Genomic DNA, 3331 nt, shown 5'->3' with positions numbered 1-3331 from the left:
GAGCCGCGCGAGCAAGTCCTATAATATCGGCGCCACTTTCTGAGTTCAAGCAAACGGAAGGTCGGGCCAACGAGGAACCAGGGCTCGAAAAGGACGAAATACGTCAAGGGTATCGATACGACAGGCTCAATATGACCGATAACAGGGACGACAAGACACGTCTTGTCACCGGTGGAAAATCCACTGGAAACGCCAGCAATTCAGACCGCAAAGCAACCGGAAAGCCATCCGGCAAAGCTTCTGAAGGTCCTGCTAAAAACGACGACGCTACTGTATTAGCGGGCGGCTCAACACCGAACAAATCTCAGCGAAACCCGGACGCCACACTGGTGACTTCGCAGACTCCCCTGTCGACGCCGACCAGCAGTCGCACTGGTAGCACCACCACTGGTGGTACTACGCCGCGCGTATCAGCCCTTAACAACAAAGTGATCAAAGGGCGTTTCGAGCTGGTTTCCATGCTCGGTGCTGGCGGTATGGGTGCGGTATATAAAGCACTCGACCGACGTAAAGTTGAAGCCAGTGACTCAGACCCTTATGTAGCCGTCAAACTGTTGAATGACGATTTCCGTCAACACCCGGATGCCTTTATTTCGCTGCAACGGGAGTCGCGCAAGTCACAGACGCTGGCTCACCCGAACATCGTAACCGTTTACGATTTTGACCGGGACCGCGACACCGTATTTATGACCATGGAGTTCCTCGAAGGCGCTCCACTCGATGAACTGTTACGGGAACATCCAAACGGCTTGCCGCCTGAGCAGGCCGAAAGTGCACTGCGTGATATTTCTAACGCACTGATTTACGCACACTCGCACAACATTATTCATTCCGACTTCAAGCCCGGAAATATCTACGTCACCAAGAACAAGGGCTCGAAGGTGTTCGACTTCGGTATCGCCCGCGCGGTATCCGAAGGCAGCGCAGCGCACGGTGCCGGTGAAAAAACCATTTTTGATGCGGGTACACTCGGAGCGCTGACTCCGGCTTACGCCAGCTACGAAATGCTCAAAGGCGCAGAGCCCGCACAATCTGATGACGTCTACGCTCTTGGCTGCGTGGCGTACGAACTGTATGCAGGCAAGCATCCTTTTAACAAAACCCCTGCAGATCAGGCGCTGACTAAAAAGCTCAAGCCTAAGCGCATTAAAGGCCTGACCCGTCGCCAGTGGAACGCCCTGTCAGGCGCACTGGAACTGAAGCGCGATCAGCGTACGGCAACGGTTGATGAGTTTTACAAACAGTTCTTCGGTAAAGCCCGCATGCTTATCTGGGCTCTGGCGGCATCGCTGACTGCTTTTGTCGTTGGTGGCGGTGTTTACTATCAGCAGTATCAGGAACAGCTGATCGCTCAGGAACAGTTAAAAGTTCAGCTCGAAGAAGAACTCGCGCAGAAACTTGAAGATTCGGCCATCACCAACCAGACACAGAAAATCGAACAGCTGGTTCAGATTGCAGCCCTCACCCCTAAGTGGGATATGGAGCTGCGCCGTGAACTGCTGAACTATGAAAATCTGGTGTCGAATATCGATGGGCTGAATACCGATGAACTGAACGAAAGTGTTCGTCAGCGTGTTATTGCAGCCTACATAAAAGAAGCGAAGCAGCGCATTGCAGACAATAATCTCGAAAACGTTCTGAGTCTTTTGCAGTACGCCAGTCGCTGGGAAGCTCCCGCAGAGCAGATTGAACTGCTGACCAATCAGGTACTGACCAATCAGGAAGCCGATCGCCTGAGACAAGAAAATGAACGTCTCGCCGCAGCGAAAAAAGAAGCCGACCTGCTTCGCCTGGAACAGGAAAAACGAGAGAAAGAACTCGAAGAAGCACGCCAGATCCGTATCCGTCAGGAAGTGGCCGCGCTCGAAAAATCCCTGCGCTGCCCAAACCAGATTGATGTCGCCGGTGACGTAGCCAGCCATCTAAAAGCACTTGAGTCGCTGGACCCGGGTCGCTCTGCTGACCTGCGTAATATCGTTGCTAACTCACTGACCAACTGCTTTAACAAACTTGCAGCCGTCAGCCCATTTGCCGCCGATACCATGCTGACCGAAGCCCGAGAGCTACTACCATCACAAGGCCAGCTCGACCCACTGGTTGTCGATTACTGCTCACACCTTGAGCCAGGGACCGGTGCTAAAGGTCGCCGTTACACCTGCGCAGATCCACTGCCACGTGAAGCAATGGGGCCTACGATGGTGGTTGTACCGGCCCCGGATGGTGGACGCCCCATCGCCATCAGCCAATACGAAATCACCTACGACGACGTCGCTGATTATTGCACTGTTTCACAGCTATGTGATGCCGATAAATACGCGCGTAATTTTATGCCTATTCACAATATCAAAGTGGATTTTGCAGAAAATTTCGCAGGCTGGCTTAGTTCCGTTACCGGGCATTATTACCGCCTACCGACCTATGATGAATGGTTAACTGCAGCGACCGCCGACGGTGCAGCTGAATTTCCGGAGCGTAACTGCTTCCTGAAATACGGAGCCATTGAGAAAGGTCTTGAGCTGCACAAAACCACCAACGGTAAGCAGAACTCCTTTGGCCTGGCATCGCATGTCGGTAACGTTCAGGAATGGGCATACCGCGATAACGAACTGGTCGCCGCCGGTGGTTCTCGCCAGACACCGCTGAACGAATGTCGATACAGCACAGTAACTGCTCACAACGGCACCGCTGACGAATTTACCGGCTTCCGCCTGGTACGTGAACTGGCACGTTAATCCTGCTTAATTGGCCGCCGGTGGGTTGATTACCCCAAGCGGCCAATCCATCCCGGTCCAGAGCACCAGAAGTGCCGTCCAACCAATAAGAAATGCCACACTGTACGGCAGCATCATGCTCATAATGGTGCCGATGCCGATGTCTTTGCGATATTGCTGCGCAAACGCTAACACCACGCCAAAATACGGCATAAGTGGTGTAATTATATTTGTACTGCTGTCACCAATGCGGAAGGCCACCTGAGTGGTTTCCGGTGCAATGCCAACAAGCATCAGCATAGGAATAAATACCGGTGCTAACAGCGCCCATTTAGCGCCGCCACTTCCCACAAATAAATTAATGGTCGCTGCGATAAGAATAAAAGCCACAAGCATAACGGGAGCTGGGGCGTTCAATTCTGTCAGCAGTTCTGCACCATGAATTGCGAAAATAATTCCCAGATTACTCCAGGCGAAGTAGGCAACAAACTGTGCCGCAAAGAACATCAAGACAAGGTAACCGGCCATGGTTGCCATGCTCGCCTCCATCGCGTCAACCAACTTATGCGACTGACGCCAGGTACCGCTGAAGCGACCATAAATATACCCACATAAAAGTG

The 3331-nt window shown here is 52.6% G+C and carries 2 protein-coding genes; one reads left to right on the top strand and one right to left on the bottom strand.

What is annotated here, in order from left to right:
- The first annotated feature begins 131 nt into the window (after positions 1-131).
- Complete coding sequence (locus tag B2067_RS11015; protein ID WP_301388480.1) at positions 132-2732, top strand: protein kinase domain-containing protein; 2601 nt, start codon at positions 132-134, stop codon at positions 2730-2732.
- A gap of 6 nt (positions 2733-2738) precedes the next feature.
- Here the strand turns inward: B2067_RS11015 and B2067_RS11010 are convergent.
- A partial coding sequence (locus tag B2067_RS11010; protein ID WP_301388478.1) for an AbgT family transporter occupies positions 2739-3331 on the bottom strand: 593 nt, incomplete at its 5' end.

The sequence above is a fragment of the Thalassolituus sp. UBA2590 genome, assembly GCF_002339775.1.
In the GTDB taxonomy this organism is placed as follows: domain Bacteria; phylum Pseudomonadota; class Gammaproteobacteria; order Pseudomonadales; family Oceanobacteraceae; genus Thalassolituus.
Note: the sequence above shows the minus strand (reverse complement) of the source record. Positions and strands in the feature narration are given on the sequence as shown.

Coding starts and splice junctions, on each gene's coding strand:
- B2067_RS11015 (WP_301388480.1), top strand. CDS start 132: ATGACCGATAACAGGGACGACAAGACACGTCTTGTCACCGGTGGAAAA.